Origin of the sequence: Pseudomonas sp. MF6767, assembly GCF_016405475.1 — a bacterium.
In the GTDB taxonomy this organism is placed as follows: domain Bacteria; phylum Pseudomonadota; class Gammaproteobacteria; order Pseudomonadales; family Pseudomonadaceae; genus Aquipseudomonas; species Aquipseudomonas paracarnis.
In genome coordinates, this window is record NZ_JAEKCY010000004.1 from 188012 (window position 1) to 212055 (window position 24044).

Genomic DNA, 24044 nt, shown 5'->3' on the forward strand with positions numbered 1-24044 from the left:
GGGCAGGACGCCTACTGACTGCCGTAATCCATTTCAAGATTGGGAGCGTCACAACAATGACTATGAATAAGACCTTGCTGGCTACTTTGTTCGCGGCCGGCGTGCTGGCAAGTGCCGGCGCCCAGGCGGCCGGTTGGTGCGAGTCGGGTAAACCGGTGAAATTCGCCGGCCTGAATTGGGAAAGCGGCATGTTGCTCACCGACATCCTGCAAACCGTGCTCGAAAAAGGCTACGACTGCAAAACCGACAGCTTGCCGGGCAATTCCATCACCATGGAAAACGCCCTGGGCAGCAACGATATTCAAGTTTTCGCCGAGGAGTGGGTAGGCCGCAGCGAGGTCTGGAACAAAGCCGAGAAGGCCGGCAAAGTCGTCGGCGTCGGGGCTCCGGTGGTCGGCGCGGTCGAAGGCTGGTACGTGCCGCGCTATGTGATCGAAGGCGACGCCAAGCGCAAGCTGGAAGCCAAGGCGCCGGACCTGAAAAACATCGCCGACCTGGCCAAGTACGCCTCGGTGTTCAAGGACCAGGAAGAGCCGTCCAAGGGCCGTTTCTACAACTGCCCGGCCGGCTGGACCTGCGAGCTGGACAACAGCGAAATGCTCAAGAGCTACGGCCTGGAAAGCACCTATACCAACTTCCGCCCGGGCACCGGCCCGGCGCTGGATGCGGCGGTACTGTCGAGCTACAAGCGCGGCGAGCCGATCCTGTTCTACTACTGGTCACCGACACCGCTGATGGGCCAGGTCGATCTGGTCAAGCTGGAAGAAAAGCCCGGCGTGGACAAAACCGTGAGCATCAAGGTCGGCCTCTCCAAGTCTTTCCACGAGCAAGCCCCGGAACTGGTGGCCGTGCTGGAAAAGGTCAACCTGCCCATCGACCTGCTGAACCAGAACCTGGGCCGCATGGCCAAGGAGCGGATCGAGTCGCCGAAACTGGCGAAAATATTCCTCAAGGAACATCCTGAAGTCTGGCACGCCTGGGTGAGCGAAGACGCAGCCAAGAAAATCGACGCGGCCTTGTAGGTCAAGTGTGCACGGCTACCCTCAAGGGTGGCCGGGCGGCTGGCCACAACCCACTGGATCGAGAGCACGATATGTTTCCTGAGAGCTTTACCTTTTCCATCGCCGACTGGGTCAACGGTTGGGTGGACGCACTGGTCACCAACTACGGCGATGTGTTCCGGCACATCTCCGATACGCTGCTGTGGGCCATCGTCAACCTGGAAGGCCTGCTGCGCGCAGCGCCCTGGTGGCTGATGCTGGCCATCGTCGGGGGCATCGCCTGGCACGCCACACGCAAGGTGGTGACCACGGCGGTGATCGTCGGTTTGCTGTTCCTGGTGGGCGCCGTTGGCCTGTGGGACAAGCTGATGCAAACCCTGGCATTGATGATGGTGGCCACGGTGATTTCGGTGTTGATCGGCATCCCCCTGGGTATCTTGTCGGCGCGCAGTAATCGCCTGCGTTCGGTGCTGATGCCGCTGCTGGACATCATGCAAACCATGCCCAGCTTCGTGTATCTGATCCCGGTGCTGATGCTGTTCGGCCTGGGCAAGGTCCCGGCGATTTTCGCTACGGTGATCTACGCCGCGCCGCCGCTGATTCGCCTGACAGACCTGGGTATTCGCCAGGTCGATGGCGAGGTCATGGAAGCCATCAACGCCTTCGGCGCCAACCGCTGGCAGCAACTGTTCGGCGTGCAATTGCCGCTGGCGCTGCCAAGCATCATGGCCGGGATCAACCAGACCACCATGATGGCGCTGTCGATGGTGGTGATCGCCTCGATGATCGGTGCCCGTGGCTTGGGTGAAGACGTACTCGTCGGCATCCAGACCCTCAACGTCGGCCGCGGCCTTGAAGCCGGGCTGGCGATCGTGATTCTCGCAGTGGTCATCGACCGCATTACCCAGGCTTATGGCCGCCCACGGCATGAGGCGAGCAAATGACGACTGTCAGCAAAATCGAAGTCAAAAACGTCTTCAAGATTTTCGGCGCACGCGCCCAGGATGCGCTGGCCATGGTCGGCCAGGGCAAGACCAAAGACCAGGTACTGGCCGAGACCGGTTGCGTGGTCGGCGTCAATGACCTGTCCCTGAGCATCGGCACCGGTGAGATCTTTGTGATCATGGGCTTGTCGGGTTCGGGCAAATCCACCCTGGTGCGCCACTTCAACCGCCTGATCGACCCCACCAGCGGCGCGATCCTGGTGGATGGCGAAGACATCCTGCAACTGGACATGGCAGCCCTGCGCCAATTCCGTCGGCACAAGATCAGCATGGTGTTCCAGAGCTTCGGCCTGCTGCCGCACAAGAGCGTGCTCGACAACGTTGCCTACGGCCTGAAAGTGCGTGGCGAAACCAAGCAGGTCTGCGCCGAACGTGCGTTGCACTGGATCGAAACCGTGGGCCTCAAAGGCTACGAAAACAAATACCCGCACCAGCTGTCCGGTGGCATGCGCCAGCGCGTGGGCCTGGCCCGCGCCTTGGCGGCCGACACCGACATCATCCTGATGGACGAAGCCTTCAGCGCCCTCGACCCGTTGATCCGCGCCGAGATGCAGGACCAATTGCTCGAGCTGCAAAAGACCCTGCACAAGACCATCGTGTTTATCACCCACGATCTCGACGAGGCCGTGCGCATCGGCAACCGCATTGCGATCCTCAAGGACGGCAAGCTGATCCAGGTCGGCACGCCGCGAGAGATTCTGCACTCGCCGGCGGATGAGTATGTGGACCGCTTTGTTCAGCGGCGGGCGGCGGTGGTCTGATCCGGGCTTGAACGTTCTCACGCTCCGCGTGGGAACGCATTTCGTGACGCTCCGCGTCACTTGGGGGGACGCAGAGCGTCCCAGGCGGCGTACCCACGCAGAGCGTGGGAACGATCAATGCTGCCTAAGAATTGAAGAAGGTATGAAGATGTCCCAGGCAACCAAAATCATCATCGCCGACACCCCCATGCGCTGGCAGGACGTCACCGCCGTCGCCCGCCACGGCGCCATGCTCGAACTGTCGGGCCACGCCTGGGCGCGTGTCGACAATGCCCAGGCCATCGTGCAGCGCATCGTCACCAGCGGCGAGCGTGCCTATGGTGTCAACACCGGCCTGGGCGCGCTGTGCAACGTCTCGCTCAAGACCGAGCAACTGAGCCAACTGTCGCGCAATACGCTGTTGAGCCACGCCTGCGGCGTCGGCCCGGTGCTCAGCGACGAGCAGACCCGTGCGATCATCTGCGCGGCGATCATCAACTACAGCCACGGCAAATCCGGCCTGCATCCGCAGGTGGTGCACGCGCTGCTGGCGCTGCTCAACCACGGCATCACCCCGCAAGTACCGTCCCAAGGCTCGGTGGGGTATCTGACCCACATGGCCCATATCGGCGTGGCCCTGCTGGGCGTTGGTAATGTGAGTTATCGCGGCCAGATCGTCACGGCGCAACACGCGTTGCAGGCTGAAGGCTTGCAGCCGGTGGTGCTCGGCGCCAAAGACGGCCTGTGCCTGGTCAATGGCACGCCGTGCATGACCGGCCTGAGCTGCCTGGCCCTGGCCGACGCGCATCACTTGCTGCAGTGGGCCGACGTGATCGGTGCCATGAGCTTCGAAGCCCAGCGCGGCCAGATTGACGCCTTTGACGAAGCCATCATCGCCCTCAAGCCGCACCCGGGCATGCAGCACGTAGGTATCAACCTGCGTGCCCTGCTCGACGGCAGTGAGGTGATTGCCAGCAGCAAAGGTATTCGCACCCAGGACGCCTTGAGCATTCGCTCGATTCCGCAGATTCACGGCGCGGCCCGCGACCAGGTAGAACACGCCACGCGCCAGATCGAGACCGAACTCAACAGCGCCACCGACAACCCGCTGGTGCTGGGCACGCCGGATAATTACCGCGTGGTGTCCCAGGCCAACCCTCACGGGCAGTCCGTCGCGTTGGCGGCCGACATGCTCGCCATCGCCATGGCCGAGATCGGTTCGGTGGCCGAGCGTCGCCTGGATCGCCTGGTCAACCCGCATGTCAGCGGCCTGCCAGCCTTCCTGGTGAGCAACCCGGGCGTCAACTCCGGAATGATGATCGTGCAGTACGTCGCCGCGTCCCTGTGCGGGCAAAACCGTCAGCTGGCGCAACCGGCGGTGCTCGACAACTTCGTCACCTCGGGCCTGCAGGAAGACCACTTGAGCATGGGCACCAACGCCGCGCTCAAGTTGCACCAGGTGCTGGCCAACGTCACCCAGATTCTTGCCATCGAGTACCTGCTGGCGGCCCAGGCTTTCGAGTTTCTCAAGGACCAGCGCTTCGGCGCCGGTACCGACCGCGCCTGGCGTTTGCTGCGCGAAGTGGTCCCTGCGTATGAACAGGACCGCTGGCTGGCGCCGGATATTGCCGCCGCTGCCCAATTGCTTAAAGACACTGCTTTACCGAATTTGCACTGAACACCTAAGAACAATTCACAAGGAGTATGAATGTGACTGCGCTAAACCTGATTCCAGGCCAACTGAGCCTCGCCCAACTGCGTGCCATCTACCAGCAGCCAGTAACCCTCAGCCTGGATGACAGCGCCTCGGCCCAGATCGAAGCCAGCGTTGCCTGCGTGGAGCAGATTCTCGCCGAGAACCGCACCGCCTACGGCATCAACACCGGTTTTGGCCTGTTGGCATCGACCCGCATCGCCAGCGAAGACCTGGAAAACCTCCAGCGTTCCCTGGTGCTGTCCCACGCCGCCGGCGTCGGTGAGCCGATCAGCGATGCACTGGTGCGACTGGTCATGGTGCTCAAGGTCAACAGCCTGAGCCGTGGCTTCTCCGGGATTCGTCGCCAGGTGATCGACGCGCTGATCGCGCTGATCAACGCCGAGGTGTACCCGCACATTCCGCTCAAGGGGTCAGTGGGTGCTTCCGGTGACCTGGCGCCGCTGGCGCACATGTCCCTGGTACTGCTTGGCGAAGGCAAGGCGCGTTACAAGGGCGAATGGCTGGAAGCCACCGAGGCACTGAAAATCGCCGGCCTCACGCCGCTGACCCTGGCCGCCAAAGAAGGCCTGGCGCTGCTCAACGGCACCCAGGTGTCCACGGCCTATGCCCTGCGTGGCCTGTTCGAAGGCGAAGACCTGTTCGCCGCTGCCCTCGCTTGCGGCGGCCTCACTGTGGAAGCGGTACTGGGTTCGCGTTCGCCGTTCGATGCGCGTATTCATGCGGCGCGTGGCCAGCGTGGCCAGATCGACTCGGCAGCGGCCTATCGTGACCTGCTCGGTGAGAGCAGCCAGGTGTCCCAATCGCACCAGAACTGCGACAAGGTTCAAGACCCGTATTCCCTGCGTTGCCAGCCACAGGTCATGGGCGCGTGCCTGACTCAATTGCGCCAGGCCGCCGAGGTGCTGGTGGTAGAGGCCAACGCAGTGTCGGATAACCCGCTGGTCTTTGCCGCCGAAGGCGATGTGATTTCCGGTGGCAACTTCCACGCTGAACCCGTGGCCATGGCCGCCGACAACATGGCGCTGGCCATTGCCGAAATCGGCTCCCTGAGCGAGCGTCGGATCTCGTTGATGATGGACAAGCATATGTCGCAACTGCCGCCGTTTCTGGTGGGCAATGGCGGGGTGAACTCCGGCTTCATGATCGCCCAGGTGACCGCTGCCGCACTCGCCAGCGAGAACAAGGCGCTGGCCCATCCCCATAGCGTCGACAGCTTGCCGACTTCGGCCAACCAGGAAGACCACGTGTCCATGGCCCCGGCTGCGGGCAAGCGTTTGTGGGAAATGGCCGAGAACACCCGGGGCATCCTCGCGGTGGAATGGCTCGCGGCGTGCCAGGGCCTGGACCTGCGCGACGGCCTGAAGACCTCGCCCAAGCTGGAAAAAGCCCGTGGCATCCTGCGCGACAAGGTGGCGTTCTATGACAAGGACCGCTTCTTCGCCCCGGACATCAACGCCGCCAGCGAACTGCTCGCCAGCCGCTGCCTGAATGAGCTGGTGCCGGCCAAGTTGCTGCCAAGCCTCTGACCGGGACTCGGTCTGTGCCTGATCATTCCCACGCTCCGCGTGGGAATGCATCCTGTGACGCTCTGCGTCACCGCTCTAAAAGCGGACGCGGAGCGTCCAGGTCGGAGTTCCCACGCCGAGCGTGGGAACGATCTTCTCCTCATAAGAATAATTAGGGACGAGAAATGCACCAGCCAGAAAAAGGTTTGAAACGCGGGCTCAACGCCCGACATATTCGCTTCATGGCCCTCGGTTCCGCGATCGGCACCGGGCTGTTCTATGGCTCTGCCTCCGCCATCCAGATGGCCGGTCCTGCCGTGCTGCTGGCCTACCTGATCGGCGGCGCTGCTGTATTCATGGTGATGCGCGCCCTCGGTGAGATGGCCGTGCACAACCCGGTGTCTGGCTCCTTCGGCCACTACGCCAGCACCTACCTGGGGCCCATGGCCGGGTTTATCCTCGGCTGGACCTACGCCTTTGAAATGATCATCGTCTGCCTCGCCGACGTCACCGCGTTCGGCATCTACATGGGCTTCTGGTTTCCCGAAGTGGCCCGTTGGGTCTGGGTGCTGGGCATCGTATTCCTGATCGGCGGCCTGAACCTGTGCAACGTCAAAGTCTTTGGCGAGATGGAGTTCTGGCTGTCGTTGCTCAAGGTCGGTGCCATTGTGGCGATGATCCTCGGCGGTTTTGGCATCATGCTGTTTGGTATTCACTCGGCAGGCGAAACCCAGGCCAGTGGCTTGAGCAATCTGTGGGCCCACGGCGGCTTCATGCCCAACGGCATCGGTGGGCTGATCGCCTCGTTTGCGGTGGTGATGTTTGCCTTTGGTGGCATCGAAATCATCGGCATCACCGCCGGTGAAGCCAAGGACCCACAGCGGGTGATCCCCAAGGCGATCAACGCTGTGCCGCTGCGTATCCTGCTGTTCTACGTGCTCACCCTGTTCGTGTTGATGGCCATCTACCCGTGGCCGCAGATCGGCAGCCAGGGCAGCCCGTTCGTGCAGATCTTCAGCAACCTGGGGATTGGCTCGGCGGCGACCATCCTCAACATCGTGGTGATCTCGGCGGCGGTGTCGGCGATCAACAGCGACATTTTCGGCGCCGGGCGCATGATGTACGGCCTGGCTCAACAAGGGCAGGCGCCCAAGGGCTTCGCGCAATTGTCCAAACAAGGCGTGCCATGGATGACCGTGGTGGTCATGGGCGCCGCCTTGCTCGGCGGTGTGGTACTCAACTACCTGATCCCGGAAAACGTGTTCCTGCTGATCGCCTCGATTGCCACCTTCGCCACCGTGTGGGTATGGCTGATGATCCTGTTTACCCAGGTCGCCATGCGCCGCTCGATGACCAAGGCGCAGATCGCCGAACTGAAATTCCCGGTGCCGTTCTGGCCTTATGCGCCGGCGGCGGCCATTGTGTTCATGCTGTTTGTGTTTGGTGTACTCGGTTACTTCCCGGATACCCAGGCGGCGTTGATGGTAGGCGCCGTGTGGATCGTGCTGCTGATCATCGCCTACTGGCTGTGGGTCAAGCCTGCCGCCGGGCAAACGGCCAAGGTCGATTACGACCCGGTTTTGTCTCATCGATAACTTAGGGAGGCGTTGATGAAAACGCTTTGGCAACACTGCCACGTCGCAACCATGGCCAACGGCAAATACTCGATCATCGAGGATGCCGCCATGGTGACTGCCGGCTCGCTCATCGAGTGGGTCGGCCCCCGCAGCCAGGCGCCAACCGCAGATTACGCCCAGGTGCATGACCTGCAAGGCGCGTGGGTCACCCCCGGGCTGATCGATTGCCACACCCATACGGTGTTCGGTGGCAATCGCAGCGGCGAATTCGAGCAGCGCCTCGAAGGTGTCAGCTACGCCGAGATCGCGGCCAAGGGCGGCGGCATTGCCAGCACTGTGCGCGCAACCCGTGCGGCGAGCGAAGATGAGCTGTTCTTGAGCGCTGAAAAGCGCCTGCGCAGTTTGCTGCGTGACGGCGTGACCACGGTGGAAATCAAGTCCGGCTACGGCCTGGACCTGGCCAACGAACGCAAGATGTTGCGCGTGGTCCGGCGCCTGGGTGAAGCGCTGCCGGTCAGCGTGCGCGCCACGTGCCTGGCCGCCCACGCGTTACCGCCGGAGTACAAGGACCGCGCCGACGATTACATCGAGCACATCTGCAGCCAGATGCTGCCTGCCCTGGCCGTCGAGGGGTTGGTGGATGCGGTCGATGCCTTCTGTGAATACCTGGCATTTTCCCCCGAGCAGGTTGAGCGGGTATTCAAGGTCGCCCAGCAACTTGGCTTGCCGGTGAAGCTGCACGCCGAGCAACTCTCGTCGTTGCATGGCTCAAGCCTGGCGGCGCGCTACCACGCGTTGTCGGCCGACCACCTGGAATTCATGACTGAAGAAGACGCCATCGCCATGGCTGCGGCCGGTACCGTCGCCGTGCTATTGCCGGGCGCGTTCTACTTCCTGCGTGAAACCCAGTTGCCGCCCATGGACGCCCTGCGCAAACACGGCGTGAAGATCGCCATCGCCAGCGACCTCAACCCCGGCACTTCACCGGCGCTGTCGGTGCGGCTGATGCTGAACATGGCCTGCACCCTGTTCCGCATGACCCCGGAAGAAGCCCTGGCCGGCGCCACGCAACACGCGGCCACCGCGTTGGGCCTGGGCGATACCCATGGTTCCCTGGAAGTGGGCAAGGTCGCGGATTTTGTCGCCTGGCAGATCGATCGCCCCGCCGACCTGGCCTACTGGCTGGGTGGCGAACTGGATAAACGCGTCGTGCGCCACGGCGTCGACGTCACTGTTTGAGAGGATGCAGTTGTGGATAAGGTTCTGACATTCAAACAAGGCCGCGTGCCGCTGCTGATCAGCATGCCCCACGCCGGCCTGCGGCTCACCCCTGCGGTCGAGGCCGGGTTGATCCCCGAGGCGCAAAGCCTGCCGGATACCGATTGGCATATCCCGCTGTTGTATGACTTTGCCGAAGAGCTGGGCGCCAGCACCCTGGCGGCGGAGTACTCGCGGTTTGTCATCGACCTCAACCGGCACTCCGACAACGCGCCGCTGTATGCCGGTGCTACTACCGGCCTGTACCCAGAGACGCTGTTCGATGGCGTGCCGTTGTTCCGTGAAGGGCAAACGCCCTCCGACGAAGAGCGGGCCAGCTACCTGCAAAAAATCTGGGGGCCGTACCACCGCCAACTGCAAGAAGAACTGGCACGCCTCAAGGCCGAGTTCGGTTATGCGTTGCTGTTCGATGCGCACTCGATCCGCTCGTTGATCCCGCACCTGTTCGACGGCAAATTGCCGGACTTCAATCTGGGCACCTTCAACGGCGCTGCATGCGACCCGCAGCTGGCAAGCCAGTTGGAAGCCATCTGCGCTCAGCATCCGCAATATACCCATGTGCTGAACGGGCGCTTCAAGGGCGGCCATATCACCCGTCACTACGGCAACCCGGCGCAGGATATTCATGCGGTGCAGCTGGAGTTGTGCCAGAGCACCTATATGGAGGAGTTCGAGCCGTTCCGTTATCGCCATGATTTGGCCGAGCCGACGCAGGTGGTGTTGAGGCAGTTGCTGGAAGGGCTGTTGGCTTGGGGGCAGAAGCACTACCGGTAATTGTTGGTGCTGCTGCAATAGCTTTCGCGAGCAAGCCCGCTTGACCGCGCTCTATCATGAGAATGCGCTCGAAATGTGGGAGCTGGCTTGCCTGCGATAACGGTGGTTCAGCAACACTTTTATCAACTGACACACCGCCATCCCGGCAAAGGGCTGGCCCACGGTTGTTTGCGGGCACGCGGCCAGGTGCCGGAGGTGGATCGGCTGTATGACTATCTGCTTGGTTACCTGAGGCGCGAACTGCTGACACAGGTCTAAGTGCTCAAGGACATGCTCATTGCACAATTCGGGTTTATGATGCCAGACGGCAAAATAATAGACGTCCCCCCAGGGATGAACCCGACACCCTACGGAGCACGCAATGCAGACTTGGTACCCGCAGATCAAACCCTACGCCCGGCACGATCTGGCTGTCGATGACACCCACACCCTGTACGTCGATGAAAGTGGCTCCCCCGAAGGCTTGCCTGTCGTGTTCATCCATGGAGGCCCCGGCTCCGGTTGCGACGCCCAGAGCCGCTGCTATTTCGACCCGAACCTCTACCATATTGTCACCTTCGACCAGCGTGGCTGCGGCCGCTCTACGCCAAGGGCCAGTCTCGAGAACAACACCACCTGGGATCTGGTCGCCGACCTTGAGCGCATCCGCGAGCACCTGGGCATCGACAAATGGGTGCTGTTCGGCGGTTCCTGGGGTTCGACCCTGGCCCTGGCCTACGCGCAAACCCACCCCGAGCGCGTGCATGGCCTGATCGTGCGCGGCATCTTCCTCGCCCGCCCGCAGGATATTCGCTGGTTCTACCAGGAGGGCGCGAGCCGCCTGTTCCCGGACTACTGGCAGGACTATGTGGCACCCATCCCGGTGGAAGAGCGCCACGATATGATTGCCGCTTACCACAAGCGCCTGACCGGCAACGACCAGATCGCCCAGATGCATGCGGCCAAAGCCTGGTCGGGCTGGGAAGGCCGTATGTTGGGCCTGTGCCCGAGCCCGCAGCATGTGGAACGGTTTTCCGAGCCGCAGCGCGCCTTGTCCATCGCACGTATCGAATGCCATTACTTCACCAACAACTCCTTCCTGGAACCCAACCAGCTGATTCGCGATATGCACAAGATCGCCCATCTGCCTGGCGTCATCATCCATGGCCGCTACGATATGATCTGCACGCTGGATAACGCTTGGGAGCTGCATCAGGCCTGGCCCAACAGCGAGTTGCAGGTGATCCGCGAAGCAGGGCACGCGGCGTCCGAGCCGGGCATCACCGACGCACTGGTGCGTGCGACCGGCGAAATGGCCCGGCGCCTGCTCGACCTGCCGCCTGAAGAAGCATGAAGGGCTTGTTGCAGCGGGTGCGTGGCGCCCGGGTTGAGGTCGCAGGGGAGGTGATAGGCTCGATTGACCAGGGTTTGCTGGTGCTGGTGGCCGTCGAGCCTTCAGATACGCCCGAAAGCGCCGACAAACTGCTGCACAAGCTGCTTAACTATCGGGTGTTCAGTGACGAGGAGGGCAAGATGAACCTGTCCCTCAAGGACATCGGCGGCGGTTTGCTGCTGGTGTCGCAGTTCACCCTGGCGGCGGATACCAAAAGCGGGCTACGGCCCAGCTTCTCCACAGCGGCTCCTCCGGCCCTGGGAGCGGCGCTTTTTGAGCACTTGTTGTTACAAGCGCAACAATTGCATGGCAAGGTGGCGTCGGGGCGTTTTGGCGCGGATATGCAGGTGCACTTGGTCAATGATGGCCCTGTGACCTTCCTCTTACAGACATGAATGTATGAAAAACGACGTTAATGCCTAAAAACGCAGGGTTTCGCTACAAATACTTCACTGTCCCTGATGCGTTGTCTCGCGGGCTACTAGATAATCGCGCGCTACGGGGATCAGCGTTGTTTGGTCCATTTTTGACTTAGGTAGAGCCTTGTCCGACAACCGCATGGGGAATCATTTCGCCCCAGAGGAGTCGGAACATTGCTCGCCAACCTGGCATATAGATAGCTGGCCGTTGGTTTTTTGATCTGTTTTCGGCGAGGGTTGCTCGTGATTGTTAGTCCCTGTAATGCACCAAAATTGTCTGCCAAACGGTTACGAAACGCACTGGTGACGGGCTCTGCCCTGTTTTGCCTGTTCGGCGCGGGTCAACTGTGGGCGTTCAGTCTGGATGATGTGTCGGCCAAGGCAAAAGAGCTGGCTGGGCAGAAATACGAAGCTCCGCGCAGCAATTTGCCGAACGAATTCCGCGAAATGAAATTCGCTGACTACCAGAAGATTCGTTTCCGCAATGAAAAAGCCGAGTGGGCCGATCAGAACACCCCGTTCAAGCTGTCCTTCTATCACCAGGGGATGCATTTCGACACCCCGGTGAAAATCAACGAAGTCACCGCCGACAGCGTGCATGAAATCAAGTACGACCCGACGCGTTTCGATTTCGGCGACGTGAAATTTGATCCTAAAGCCACCGAACAGCTGGGTTACGCCGGTTTCCGTGTGCTTTTCCCGATCAACAAGGCCGACAAGCAAGACGAAATCATGACCATGCTCGGCGCCAGCTATTTCCGCGTCGTGGGCAAGGATCAGGTGTACGGCTTGTCTGCCCGTGGCATGGCGATCGACACCGCGTTGCCGTCTGGCGAAGAATTCCCGCGTTTCACCGAGTTCTGGATCGAGCGTCCAAAGCCGGGTGACAAGCACCTGGTGATTTTCGCGCTGCTGGATTCGCCACGCGCCACTGGCGCTTATCGCCTGATCCTGCGTCCTGGCACCGACACCGTAGTGGACGTCAAATCCCAGATGTTCCTGCGTGACAAGGTCAGCAAGCTGGGCGTTGCGCCGTTGACCTCGATGTTCCTGTTCGGCGCCAACCAGCCGTCCAAGGTCCTCAACTACCGCCGCGAGCTCCACGATTCCAGCGGCCTGTCGATTCACGCCGGCAATGGCGAGTGGATCTGGCGTCCGCTGAACAACCCTAAACACCTGTCGGTCAGCAACTTCAGCGTCGAGAACCCGCGTGGGTTCGGCCTGCTGCAACGTGGCCGCAACTTCAGCCACTACGAAGACCTGGACGACAACTACGACAAGCGCCCAAGCGCCTGGATCGAGCCTGAAGGTGACTGGGGCAAAGGCTCTGTCGACCTGGTCGAGATCCCGACCGCCGATGAAACCAACGACAACATCGTGGCGTTCTGGAGCCCGGCCGAACTGCCGGAAGTCGGCAAGCCGCTGGACGTGGCCTACCGCCTGCACTGGACACTGGACGACGCGGCCTTCCATTCGCCGGACAGTGCCTGGGTCAAGCAGACCCTGCGCTCCACGGGTGATGTGAAGCAATCGAACCTGATCCGTCAGCCGGATGGCAGCGTGGCCTACCTGGTGGACTTCGAGGGCCCGTCCCTGAAGAAACTGCTGCCGGACGCCCCGGTGCGTAGCCAGGTGAGTGTGGGTGATAACGCTGAACTGGTTGAAAACAGCGTGCGCTACAACGAACACACCAAAGGCTGGCGCCTGACCCTGCGTATGAAGATCAAGGACGCAAGCAAGCCGACCGAAATGCGTGCGGCACTGGTGCAGGATATCGTGCAGCCTGAGGCTGAGTCGGTTTCCAACCATGTGCTCAAGGCCGATAAAGTCTTGGCCAAGCAGCATGAGAAACAGGCCAAGAAAGACGCCAAGGACAAGGAAGCCAAACAGCCTGAGGCTGCCCCAGCCACGCCGGAGCCGATCAAGACCGAGCAAGTCCTGACCGAAACCTGGAGCTATCAGTTGCCTGCCGATGAGTAATTCTCAAGTCAAGCCAGAGACTCTGTCCGAGTACCTGGCGCATCTACCCATGACGGCTGAGCAGCGCGCCGAGCTGGCGGGCTGCAAGTCCTTCAGCGAGCTGCACGAACGTCTGTCGTCCAAGACCTTCGACGCACCGACCGACGCTGCCCAAGCGTCGGTTGGCCGTCGCTTGACCCTCAACAGCGCCGAAGAGCTACAAGACGCCGAGATGCTGGCGCTCGATGCCAGCGGTCGTGTGTGCCTCAAGGCCACGCCGCCGATCCGTCGGACCAAAGTGGTGCCCGAGCCTTGGCGCACCAACATCCTGGTGCGCGGTTGGCGCCGGATGACCGGGCGCACCAACCCGCCCAAGCCACCGAAAGACGAGCGGGTACTGCCGGCTGCGCGCTGGCGTACCGTGGGCTCGATCCGTCGTTACATCCTGTTGGTGCTGATGCTGGGCCAGACCATCGTGGCCGGCTGGTACATGAAAGGCATCATGCCGTACCAAGGCTGGTCGCTGGTCGACTTCGACGAGATCCGCAACCAGACCCTGCTGCAAACCGCTACCCAGGTACTGCCTTACGCGCTGCAAACCAGCATCCTGATCATGTTCGGGATTCTGTTCTGCTGGGTGTCGGCCGGTTTCTGGACTGCGCTCATGGGCTTCCTGGAGCTGCTGACCGGTCACGATAAATACCGTATCTCCGGTAAAAGTGCCGGTGACGAGCCGATTCCAAAGGATGCGCGCACCGCCCTGGTGATGCCGATCTGTAACGAAGACGTGCCGCGTGTATTCGCCGGTTTGCGTGCGACGTTCGAATCGGTGGCCGCAACCGGTGACCTGGACCGCTTCGATTTCTTCGTGCTCAGCGACAGTAACGACGCCGACATCTGCATCGCCGAACAGCAAGCCTGGCTCGACGTATGCCGCGAAGCGGGTGGTTTCGGCAAGATCTTCTATCGCCGTCGTCGCCGTCGCGTAAAGCGCAAGAGCGGCAACCTCGACGACTTCTGCCGTCGTTGGGGCGGTGACTACAAGTACATGGTCGTTCTTGACGCTGACTCTGTGATGAGCGGCGAGTGCCTGACCAGCCTGGTGCGCCTGATGGAAGCCACGCCGGATGCCGGGATTATCCAGACCGCGCCGCGTGCGTCGGGCATGGACACCCTGTATGCGCGTATGCAGCAGTTCGCCACTCGCGTCTATGGCCCGTTGTTTACCGCCGGCCTGCACTTCTGGCAGTTGGGTGAATCCCACTACTGGGGCCACAACGCCATTATCCGTATGAAGCCGTTTATCGAGCACTGCGCCCTGGCGCCGCTGCCCGGTAAAGGCGCGTTTGCCGGTGCGATCCTCTCCCACGACTTCGTTGAAGCCGCGCTGATGCGCCGTGCCGGCTGGGGCGTGTGGATTGCCTACGACCTGCCGGGCAGCTACGAAGAACTGCCGCCGAACCTGCTGGACGAACTCAAGCGTGACCGTCGCTGGTGCCACGGTAACCTGATGAACTTCCGCCTGTTCCTGGTCAAAGGCATGCACCCGGTGCACCGTGCGGTGTTCCTCACCGGCGTGATGTCCTACCTGTCGGCGCCGTTGTGGTTCTTCTTCCTGGTGTTGTCCACGGCCTTGCTGGCGGTGAACACCCTGATGGAACCGCAATACTTCATGGCGCCGCGCCAGTTGTACCCGCTGTGGCCACAATGGCACCCGGACAAGGCGGTGGCGCTGTTCTCCACCACCATCGTGCTGTTGTTCCTGCCTAAACTGCTCAGCATCATCTTGATCTGGGCCAAGGGCGCCAAAGAGTTCGGTGGCAAGTTCAAGGTGACCCTGTCGATGCTGCTGGAGATGTTGTTCTCCATGCTGCTGGCGCCGGTGCGGATGATCTTCCACACCCGTTTCGTCCTCGCCGCCTTCCTAGGCTGGGCCGCAACCTGGAACTCGCCGCAACGTGACGATGACTCCACGCCATGGAGCGAAGCGGTCAAGCGTCATGGTCCGCAAACCCTGCTGGGCTTCCTGTGGGCCCTGCTGGTGGTGTGGCTGAACCCGAGCTTCCTGTGGTGGTTGGTGCCGATCGTCGGTTCGCTGATGCTGTCGATCCCGGTGTCGGTGATTTCCAGCCGGGTCAAGCTGGGCCTCAAGTCCCGCGACGAGAGCCTGTTCCTGATCCCTGAGGAATACAACCCGCCGCAAGCCTTGCTCTCGACCGAGAAGTACACCCACGAAAACCGTTGGCACGCCCTCAACGACGGCTTTGTGCGTTCGGTGGTAGACCCGCAGCAGAACGCCCTGGCCTGCGCCTTGGCGACCTCGCGGCACCGTGAGGCCGAGCCCATCGAATACCTGCGCATGGAACGGGTTCGCCACGCGTTGAAAGTCGGCCCGGCCGGCCTCAACAACAGCGAACGCCTGGCCTTGCTCAGCGACCCGGTGGCCCTGGCTCGCCTGCATGAGCAGGTGTGGAGCGAAGGCCACGCCGAGTGGCTAGGCGCTTGGCGTGCCTCGATCAAGGCCGATCCGCACGCGCCGTTGCTGCCCCTGCAACCACAGTCGTCCCAGGCCCAACCGGCTTGATTCAGGCACCCCCGAAGGCTCACTTCGGGGGTGTTTCAAACGTTGGTCCTACAGCGTTTTTCGCTTCTTCCTTTTTATCGCTAACTCCTTGTTATTTCGAAACAAAAGACCTTTGCTCGAGGCGTATTGCCGTGCCCGCGGCTGGGTTAGGATCGCCCCCCAAATTGGACTCGCCACGGGGGCATTCATGATCAAAAGGTATTGTTTGGCATTGCTGATGGGCTTTTTCCTGGGGGGGCACGCAGGCTTGCTTTACGCGGGCGCGCTGGACAACGCTGTGCGCCGGGGCGTGCTTAAGGTCGGTACAACCCCCAATAACGTCCCTTTCGAAATGCTCGATAAGCAGGGGCGCATCGTCGGCTTTGAAATTGACTTGCTCCATACCATGAGCCGCGCACTTGGCGTAGAGCTTGAATTGGTGGCAGTGCCTTACACGGATCTGTTGCCGGGGCTGACGACGAACAAGTTTGATCTGATTGGCAGCGGCATGACGGTCACTCAAGAGCGCAACCTCAAACTCAACTTCAGTGATTCATTTGTCGTGGTGGGCCAGACGGTGCTGCTGCACCCACGCATGGCGGGGAAGGTCTCCAGTATTGAAGAACTGGACGACGCCAGTTACCGCGTGGTTACCACCCAAGGCACCACCGGTGAAGCCGCAGCACAGCGCTTTCTTGTATCTGCGCGGCTCAGCAGTGTGCCCAACCCGGAAGAAGGCGTGCGGCAGGTCGTTGAAGGCAAGGCCGATGCTTTTATCCATGATGCGCCCTACAACCTGATCGCGATGAGTCGGCCACAGAACAGTACATTGTTGGCACTTGAGCAACCCTTCACCTTTGAGCCCTTGGCGTTCGGCCTGAAAAAAGGGGATTACGACAGCCTCAATTGGATCAACCATTTTCTCAACCAGATCGCCCAGGACGGCACCTACGATCGCCTGCATGACAAGTGGTTCAGGGATACGGCCTGGATAGCCGAGATCGACTGATCGTCATAACTGCTTACACATCAATCCCTGATCGAGAGGCCGCGCTGAAGCGTCTGCGCCTGTGTTTGGCCGGGTCGCTGTCAGGGTTTTCCGACACACGCCGATAACATTTACCGGTGAAACCTTTGTGGCGGACAACGAGTGGGTTAGGATCGCACCCCGAAATGGCGCAGCCCTCTTGTGCGCCAACCTTATAAGAATCGTTCAGGGGTCTTGATGATGAAAAAGTATCTTTCGATGCTGATGCTCGGCGTCACCGCGCTGGTCGCTGCCACTGCGGCCCAGGCCGGCGCCATTGATGAGGCGGTCAAGCGCGGCACGTTGAAAGTTGGCATGGACCCCACCTACATGCCGTTCGAAATGACCGACAAGCGCGGTGAAATCATCGGTTTCGAAGTCGACATCCTCAAGGCTATGGCCAAGTCCATGGGCGTCAAGCTGGAGCTGGTGTCCACCGGTTACGACGGCATCATCCCGGCCTTCCTGACCGGCAAGTTCGATATGATCGGCAGCGGCATGACCCTGACCCAGGAACGCAACCTGCGCCTGAATTTCAGCGAACCCTTCATCGTGGTCGGCCAGACGTTGCTGATCCGCAAGGAATTGGAAGGCACCATCAAGTCCTACAAAGACCTGAACGACGAGAAATACCGCCTGACCTCCAAGCTCGGCACCACCGGTGAGATGGTTGCCAAGAAGCTGATCTCCAAGGCCAAGTACCACGGCTACGACAACGAGCAGGAAGGCGTGCTCGACGTGGTCAACGGCAAGGCTGATGCGTTCGTCTACGACGCACCGTACAACGTGGTGGCCGAAAAGAAGGTCGGTAACGGCAAGCTGGTGTTCCTGGAAGAACCCTTCACCTTTGAACCCCTGGCGTTCGGTTTGAAGAAAGGCGATTACGACAGCATCAACTTCATCAACAACTTCCTGCACCAGATCCGTAACGACGGCACCTACGATCGCATCCATGACAAGTGGTTCAAGAGCTCCGAGTGGCTCAAGGACATGGAATAAGGCCTGACACCGAGTTGCCTGCATCGCAGGCAAGCCAGCTCCCACATTTGACTGTATTCACACATCAATCTGTGGGAGCGGGCTTGCCCGCGATGGCGGCCTATCAGGCGACACCTATGCGGAAAGTGAAATGAAACATAAAAAAGCCCAATGGCCCTGGCACCTGCTGACGGTGGTGGTGCTGGTCGGCCTGGCGGGTGCCTTGTACTACGCCACGTCGTTGATGTCCTACGAATGGCGCTGGAACCGCGTCCCCCAATACTTCGCCTATCAAGCCGAGACCTCCCAGCGCGCCGCGGATATTTCCACCGTGGTCGAGTTGGTGCGCAAAGGCGATACGGCCGAAGTCACCCTGCGCAACGACGCCGGAGTCGAGCAAAAGCTCACAGTCGCCGATAACAGTCTGCAAGTGGCGCGCGGCGACGATGTGGCTGAAGGCGATGTGGTCGGCGTGACCCGGCAATGGGCATTGGGACCATTGATGTGGGGCTTGTGGACCACGCTGTGGCTGTCGGTGGTGTCCGGCATCCTGGGTTTGGCGATTGGCTTGGCGACCGGGCTGTGCAGGCTGTCGAAAAATCCCACCTTGCGCGATCTGTCGACAATCTATGTCGAGCTGGTGCGGGGCACGCCGCTGCTGGTGCAGATCTTCATTTTCTATTTCTTTATCGGCACGGTGCTCAACCTGTCCCGGGAGTTTGCCGGGATTGCCGCGCTGTCGTTGTTCACGGGTGCCTACGTGGCCGAAATCGTGCGCGCCGGCGTGCAGTCCATCACCCGTGGCCAGGATGAAGCGGCGCGTTCCCTGGGCTTGAGCGCCAGCCAGTCGATGCGCCACGTGGTACTGCCGCAGGCCTTCAAGCGTGTGCTGCCGCCCCTGGCCGGGCAATTTATCAGCCTGGTCAAGGACACGTCCCTGGTGTCGGTGATCGCGATTACCGAGTTGCTCAAGAGCGGCCGCGAAGTGATCACCACCTCCTTCTCGCCGTTTGAAATCCTGTTTTGTGTGGCGGGCTTGTACCTGCTGATCAACCTGCCGCTGTCGAAGATGGCCAGCCGGCTTGAGCGGAGGCTTGCCCAAAGTGATTGAAGTACGCGATCTGGTAAAAGTCTTCGATACCCGTGGGCAACTGGTGCGCGCGGTGGATCACGTCACCACCCAAGTGGCCAAGGGCGAGGTGCTGGTGGTGATCGGTCCTTCGGGGTCCGGCAAGTCCACCTTCTTGCGCTGCCTGAATGGGTTGGAGGCGTTCGATTCGGGTTCGGTGAGCATCGACGGCCTGCAACTGGCCGACCCTAAGACCGACGTGAATGCCTACCGCCGTGAAGTCGGCATGGTGTTCCAGCACTTCAACCTGTTCCCCCACATGACCGTGCTGGAAAACCTGTGCCTGGCGCAAAAGGTCGTGCGCAAGCGCGGCAAGCAAGAGCGCGAGGCCAAGGCCCTGGCGCTGTTGGAAAAGGTCGGTATTGCGCAGAAGGCCCACGAGTTTCCATCGCGCCTGTCTGGCGGCCAGCAGCAGCGAGTCGCCATTGCCCGAGCCCTGGCCATGGAGCCCAAGGTGATGCTGTTTGACGAGCCCACCTCGGCCCTCGACCCGGAAATGGTCGGTGAAGTGCTCGACGTGATGAAGACCCTGGCCCTGGAAGGCATGACCATGGTGTGCGTCACCCACGAGATGGGCTTTGCCCGGGAAGTGGCAGACCGGGTGTTGTTTTTCGATCACGGCAAACTGCTGGAAGACGCCGCCCCGGCCGAGTTCTTCAATGCGCCAAAAGACCCGCGTGCCCAGGCCTTCCTGCGCCAAGTCCTGTAGAAATATTTGCCTCTGTGGCGAGCGAGCTTGCTCGCGCTGGAGTGCGAAGCGCTCCCAAGATTTTGGGGCCGCTGTGCAGCCCAGCGGGAGCAAGCTCCCTCGCCACAGGTCAAAGCTTGAATTTGTCGACCAGCGTCTGCAAGTCCAGGCTCAATCTTGTCAACTGAACACTCGCGGCCGCCGTTTCCTCGCTGGCGGCGGCGGTTTGTTCCGACACGTCCCGCACCTTCAACACACTGCGGTTGATCTCCTCGGCCACAGCGCTTTGCTGTTCCGCTGCGGCGGCGATCTGCGGGTTCATTTCCTGGATGATCGACACCGTGCGGGCAATGGCGCTCAGAGCGTCGCCGGCGTCGCGGGTCAGGGCGACGCTGTTGTCGGTCAGGTTGCGGCTGCTGTCCATGATGTCTGCCACCTGCTGAGTGCCATTGTGCAGGCCGAGGATCAGCCCTTCGATCTCCTCGGCCGATTCCTGAGTGCGTTGGGCCAGGCTGCGCACTTCGTCGGCGACCACCGCAAAGCCTTGGCCGGCAGTGCCCGCACGTGCCGCTTCAATGGCGGCGTTCAGGGCCAGCAGGTTGGTCTGCTGAGAAACAGACTTGATCACGTCCAGCACACTGGCGATCTTCTGGCTCTCCTGTTGCAGCGCGAGCATCGCACGGCCTGACAGCGCCATTTCACTGGCCAGGTTGCCAATCTGCTCCACGGCCTGGGTGACCACCTGCTCACCGGCGCCGGCCTGATGGTCGGCTTCTTGGGCCGCCACCGAGGCGCGTTCGGCGTGGCGCGCCACTTCCTGGGCAGTGGCGAGCATTTCATTCATTGCCGTCGCCACCTGGTCGGTTTCATCTTTCTGCTCGTTGAGCCCGCTGCGGGTCTGCTCGGTGACGGTGGATAACTGCGTGGCCGCTCCGGCGATCTGCCGGGCGCTGTCACCGATACTGCTGATCAGGCTACGCAGGCTGCGGGTCATTTGCCCGATGCTTTGCTGCAACTGGCCGAGTTCGTCGCGACGGTCGACCGCCATGTCATGGCTGAGGTCGCCCTCGGCAACACGGTGGGCGGCGCCGAGAATTTCTCGCAGTGGCGCCGCAATCTGCCGGGCGATCCACCAGGCGGCCAGCGTGCCCAGTGCCAGGGCGGCCACTGTCACGCTGATCAGCAACGCACGGGTTTGGTCCGCCTCGTTGTTGCGCCTGGCGTTCTGGCTCTGGCTCAGCAGATTGCTCTTGTCCCGCAGCTCGTTGAGTTGCTGTTCGAGGCTGTTTTGCACGGTTTCGGTATCGAGCTGGGCTTGCTCGAGCTTTAGCAGTTGTTCACGGTAGTTGGCCAAATCGGTCTTGAGCAGCGTCGAGTCCACCGGGAGCGCGGTGACGGAAGCCAGCGCGGCCTGCAGTTCATCAAGCGACTGGTCGAACGCATTGGCGTAGGCCTTTAAGGTAACGGCCGCCCAGGCGGGGCTCTGCGCTCGATCTTCGGCTTGCTCCATGGCCTGGCGCAGGTTCTCGATGGCGTCGAGGGCCTTCTCGTCATTTTGATCGGGCAAGTCACTGGCCAGTTGAGCGAGGGTGTCACTGGCCTGCAGGGCGGACTTCTTGAGCGCTGGACGGATCTGCTCGCGCGCGGCCAGCAACGGTGGCAACTGTACGAGCGCGGCTTTCGAGCCCGACACCAACAGAGCCGCTTCTTCCAGCCATTGTCGGTCGGTGGCGGCTCGCAAGCGGCTCGAAAGGCCGGTCAGATACTGGTCGATCTGTTCAATCCTTTGGTTCATCTTGTCCAGGCTGTTGCTGTCCATCAGCGTGCGGTACACGATGCGGTCGGCGCGCATGGCCTCGGCTTCGACAGCCAGATGGCCCAGGACCGTCAGGCTGTCGGATCGGTAAAGCACGGCGCTCAAGGCTTGCCAGCCGGTGGCTGCGATCAGGAAACTGAGGATCAGCACTTGGCCAAAACCCAGGGCTAGCTTGAGGCGGACGCTGGCATTGACCAGCACGCGGGTCAGCCGAAGAAACATGGTGAACCTCCGAATCAGAGAAAGCGTTTCGCGACACATGAAACGCTAATTCGATTCGGGACCGTGGAGGGCTGATAACTGTGTAGGAGATTTCACAAGTTGCGGCGGCTTTGGTAAGCCGCCGTGTAGGGTAATTCAGACTCGGAAGCGCCCGACGAGGGTCTGCAGGTAGATCCCCAGGCGCGCCAGTTCGGCACTGGAGGACGCAGTTTCTTCGCTGGCCGACGAGGTTTGCTCGGAGATGTCGCGCACATTCAGCACGCTGCGGTTGATCTCTTCAGCCACGGCGCTTTGTTGCTCGGCGGCGGTGGCGATCTGTGAGTTCATGGCCTGGATGGTCGAGACGGTACGGGTGATATTGCCCAGCGCGTGGCCGGCCCGGCGCGTCAGCTCAACACTGCTCTCGGTCAGCCCGCGGCTGTTGTCCATGATGGTTGCCACCTGCTGGGTGCCACTTTGCAGGCCGACGATCAGCTCTTCGATCTCTTCAGTGGACTTCTGCGTGCGCTGGGCCAGGCTGCGCACCTCGTCGGCCACTACGGCAAAGCCGCGCCCGGCCTCACCGGCACGCGCCGCCTCAATGGCGGCGTTAAGGGCCAGCAGGTTGGTTTGCTGGGCCACGGATTTGATCACGTCGAGCACACTGCCGATCTTGTCGCTTTCGCGCTTGAGTTCACCCATGGCCACCGTGGAATTACCCACTTCGGTGGCCAGGCGCTCGATCTGGGCGATGGCTTCACCCACCACCTGATCGCCTTCACGGGCTTGCTGGTCGGCAGCCACGGCGGCTTCCGAGGCCTCTTCGGCGTTGCGCGCCACTTCCTGCACGGTGGCCGCCATCTCGTTCATGGCGGTGGCCACCTGGTCGGTCTCGACCTTCTGGCTGTTGACCCCGGCGCTGGTTTGTTCGGTCACGGCTGACAACTGCTCAGCGGCGCTGGCGATCTGGGTGACCCCGTCGCTGATCCCGCCGATCAACTCGCGCAGGCCCACGGTCATGCTTTGCATGGCACGCTGCAATTGGCCCAGTTCGTCCTGGCGGCCCGATTCCAGGTTGTGGCTCAGATCGCCGGAGGCCACACGCTCGGCGACTTCGAGGGTCTGGTTCAGGGGGATGACGATCTGGCGGGTGATGGCCCAGGCCGCGAAGACGCCGACGATCAGCGCCAGTACGGTGGCAAGCAGCAACAGGTATTTGGCCTGCGCGGCATCTGCGTCACGCACGGCGGTCTGGGAGACGGTGAGTTTTTCACTGTGGCCCAGCAGGATGTCGCCCTGGGCGATCATGGTTTTCAGCGCTGCTGCGCTGGCGACCTGGGAATCGCGATACTGGCTGACGGCGGCGCGGTAGGCTTGCAGTGAAGCCCCGGCTTCTTGCAGGTTGGCCTGGTATTGCGCAGGCAACTGGCCTTGCAGTTCGGTGATTTTTTTCAGGGCGTTGTCGATGGCATCCAGGGCCGGTTGCTCGGCTTCGACCTTGCCGCTGTAGGTGTAGCCGCGTACCTGGAAGCGCGATTGCTGGATCAGCTTGCTCTGCTCGACCACGCTGTTGAACTGGGCGACGCTGTCACCTTGCAGCAGGGCTTTTTCGATTTCGTTGATCTTGGCGACGGCATTGTCGGCGGTGTCTCCGAGCTTGCTGCGGGCGCCCTCACGTTTGAGGCCCGCCTGGACCATGGCGGCGAAGGCCTTTTTGTATTGGTTCAAGGCTTCCTGCTGTTGCTCGACCAGGGCTTTGTCGTCAGGTTGCTCGATCAGCTCGGCGGCGGTCTTCAGGCCGCTGTCGAGGTGGGCGAGCAGACCGTCGACCTTGTCCGTGCCTTGCTCGCCACGGCGCATATCGAAGTCCAGGCGTGCCAGGCGCAGGTCTTTGGTCAGGCCATTGAGGCTGGAAATGAAGCCCAACTTGTCGCCGCGACTGATCACATCCCCCAGGCCGGTCCAGCCGGTAAAGGTGATCAACAGCGTCAGGAGCAACACCAGGCCAAAGCCCACGCTCAGCTTGCGGTTGACGCTTACATTCCCCAACTTCTCGGCTAACCAACGATACATGCTGCGAACTCCCCTGGAACAAGGCTTGGACTTATTCAAAGGCTATCGGCAACGCACGGGGATACTTGATCGTTCCCACGCTCTGGCGATCATTCCCACGCTCTGGTGATCGTTCCCACGCTCTGCGTGGGAATGAATGGCGTGACGCTCTGCGTCACAAGGGTGGACGCAGAGCGTCCTGAGCGGCATTCCCACGCAGAGCATGGGAACGATCAGTCGGGGG

At 61.4% G+C, this 24044-nt stretch carries 17 protein-coding genes and 3 pseudogenes; 17 read left to right on the top strand and 3 right to left on the bottom strand.

The features are described 5' to 3' along the window. Positions 1 to 56: 56 nt before the first annotated feature. The 17 genes and pseudogenes from JFT58_RS09425 (at position 57) to JFT58_RS09505 (ending at position 19752) form a co-directional block, all read left to right on the top strand. Positions 57 to 1022 (top strand): ABC transporter substrate-binding protein, encoded by a 966-nt coding sequence (locus JFT58_RS09425; RefSeq protein ID WP_054897537.1) that lies wholly within the window; start codon positions 57 to 59, stop codon positions 1020 to 1022. A 71-nt stretch (positions 1023 to 1093) separates the two neighbouring features. Further along, positions 1094 to 1945, top strand: a complete 852-nt coding sequence (locus tag JFT58_RS09430) for an ABC transporter permease (protein ID WP_003187838.1) — start codon at positions 1094 to 1096, stop codon at positions 1943 to 1945. Continuing rightward, entirely contained in the window at positions 1942 to 2766 is an 825-nt protein-coding gene (locus JFT58_RS09435; protein ID WP_054897536.1) for a quaternary amine ABC transporter ATP-binding protein, read from the top strand. Before JFT58_RS09430 ends, JFT58_RS09435 begins: the two co-directional genes overlap by 4 nt. A 148-nt stretch (positions 2767 to 2914) precedes the next feature. Continuing rightward, a complete protein-coding gene (gene hutH, locus JFT58_RS09440) occupies positions 2915 to 4423 on the top strand; it encodes a histidine ammonia-lyase (RefSeq protein WP_054897558.1) in 1509 nt (502 codons plus the stop codon). A gap of 26 nt (positions 4424 to 4449) precedes the next feature. Then, positions 4450 to 5988 carry a histidine ammonia-lyase gene (gene hutH / locus JFT58_RS09445; RefSeq protein ID WP_089042090.1) on the top strand — a complete coding sequence of 513 codons (1539 nt, stop codon included), beginning with the start codon at positions 4450 to 4452 and terminating at the stop codon, positions 5986 to 5988. Between the two features lie 164 nt (positions 5989 to 6152). After that, positions 6153 to 7562 (top strand): amino acid permease, encoded by a 1410-nt coding sequence (locus JFT58_RS09450; RefSeq protein ID WP_034125549.1) that lies wholly within the window; start codon positions 6153 to 6155, stop codon positions 7560 to 7562. 15 nt (positions 7563 to 7577) lie between these two features. Then, positions 7578 to 8783, top strand: coding sequence for an imidazolonepropionase (gene hutI, locus JFT58_RS09455; protein WP_054897535.1), 1206 nt, complete (start codon positions 7578 to 7580; stop codon positions 8781 to 8783). A gap of 12 nt (positions 8784 to 8795) precedes the next feature. Next, complete coding sequence (hutG, locus tag JFT58_RS09460; protein ID WP_198834372.1) at positions 8796 to 9596, top strand: N-formylglutamate deformylase; 801 nt, start codon at positions 8796 to 8798, stop codon at positions 9594 to 9596. 138 nt (positions 9597 to 9734) lie between these two features. Beyond that, a pseudogene (locus tag JFT58_RS09465) lies at positions 9735 to 9854 on the top strand (alpha/beta hydrolase); the annotation flags it as partial. A 103-nt stretch (positions 9855 to 9957) separates the two neighbouring features. Then, entirely contained in the window at positions 9958 to 10929 is a 972-nt protein-coding gene (gene pip / locus JFT58_RS09470; protein WP_034125552.1) for a prolyl aminopeptidase, read from the top strand. Continuing rightward, on the top strand, positions 10926 to 11363 hold the full coding sequence (dtd, locus tag JFT58_RS09475; protein WP_034125553.1) for a D-aminoacyl-tRNA deacylase: 438 nt from the start codon (positions 10926 to 10928) through the stop codon (positions 11361 to 11363). The genes pip and dtd overlap by 4 nt, the downstream gene beginning before the upstream one ends. Positions 11364 to 11630: 267 nt before the next feature. After that, positions 11631 to 13367 carry a glucan biosynthesis protein G gene (locus JFT58_RS09480; RefSeq protein ID WP_034125862.1) on the top strand — a complete coding sequence of 579 codons (1737 nt, stop codon included), beginning with the start codon at positions 11631 to 11633 and terminating at the stop codon, positions 13365 to 13367. Continuing rightward, positions 13360 to 15938, top strand: a pseudogene (gene mdoH / locus JFT58_RS09485) (glucans biosynthesis glucosyltransferase MdoH); the annotation flags it as partial. The gene JFT58_RS09480 and the pseudogene mdoH, both read left to right, overlap by 8 nt. Before the next feature lie 179 nt (positions 15939 to 16117). Next, on the top strand, positions 16118 to 16918 hold the full coding sequence (locus JFT58_RS09490) for a transporter substrate-binding domain-containing protein (RefSeq protein WP_034125555.1): 801 nt from the start codon (positions 16118 to 16120) through the stop codon (positions 16916 to 16918). 219 nt (positions 16919 to 17137) lie between these two features. Next, on the top strand, positions 17138 to 17935 hold the full coding sequence (locus JFT58_RS09495; protein ID WP_032901820.1) for a transporter substrate-binding domain-containing protein: 798 nt from the start codon (positions 17138 to 17140) through the stop codon (positions 17933 to 17935). 130 nt (positions 17936 to 18065) lie between these two features. Beyond that, a complete protein-coding gene (locus JFT58_RS09500; RefSeq protein ID WP_054897532.1) occupies positions 18066 to 19025 on the top strand; it encodes an amino acid ABC transporter permease in 960 nt (319 codons plus the stop codon). Further along, positions 19018 to 19752 carry an amino acid ABC transporter ATP-binding protein gene (locus tag JFT58_RS09505; protein WP_034125863.1) on the top strand — a complete coding sequence of 245 codons (735 nt, stop codon included), beginning with the start codon at positions 19018 to 19020 and terminating at the stop codon, positions 19750 to 19752. The genes JFT58_RS09500 and JFT58_RS09505 overlap by 8 nt, the downstream gene beginning before the upstream one ends. Positions 19753 to 19861: 109 nt before the next feature. Here the strand turns inward: JFT58_RS09505 and JFT58_RS09510 are convergent, their stop codons facing one another. From JFT58_RS09510 to JFT58_RS30740, 3 genes and pseudogenes are all read right to left on the bottom strand, one after another. After that, positions 19862 to 21769: a methyl-accepting chemotaxis protein gene (locus tag JFT58_RS09510; protein WP_054897531.1), complete on the bottom strand. Its 1908-nt coding sequence runs from the start codon at positions 21767 to 21769 to the stop codon at positions 19862 to 19864. A gap of 135 nt (positions 21770 to 21904) precedes the next feature. Further along, positions 21905 to 22777 (bottom strand): methyl-accepting chemotaxis protein, encoded by an 873-nt coding sequence (locus JFT58_RS30735; RefSeq protein ID WP_370694792.1) that lies wholly within the window; start codon positions 22775 to 22777, stop codon positions 21905 to 21907. After that, positions 22763 to 23821, bottom strand: a pseudogene (locus JFT58_RS30740) (methyl-accepting chemotaxis protein); the annotation flags it as partial. The gene JFT58_RS30735 and the pseudogene JFT58_RS30740, both read right to left, overlap by 15 nt. Between the last annotated feature and the right edge of the window lie 223 nt (positions 23822 to 24044).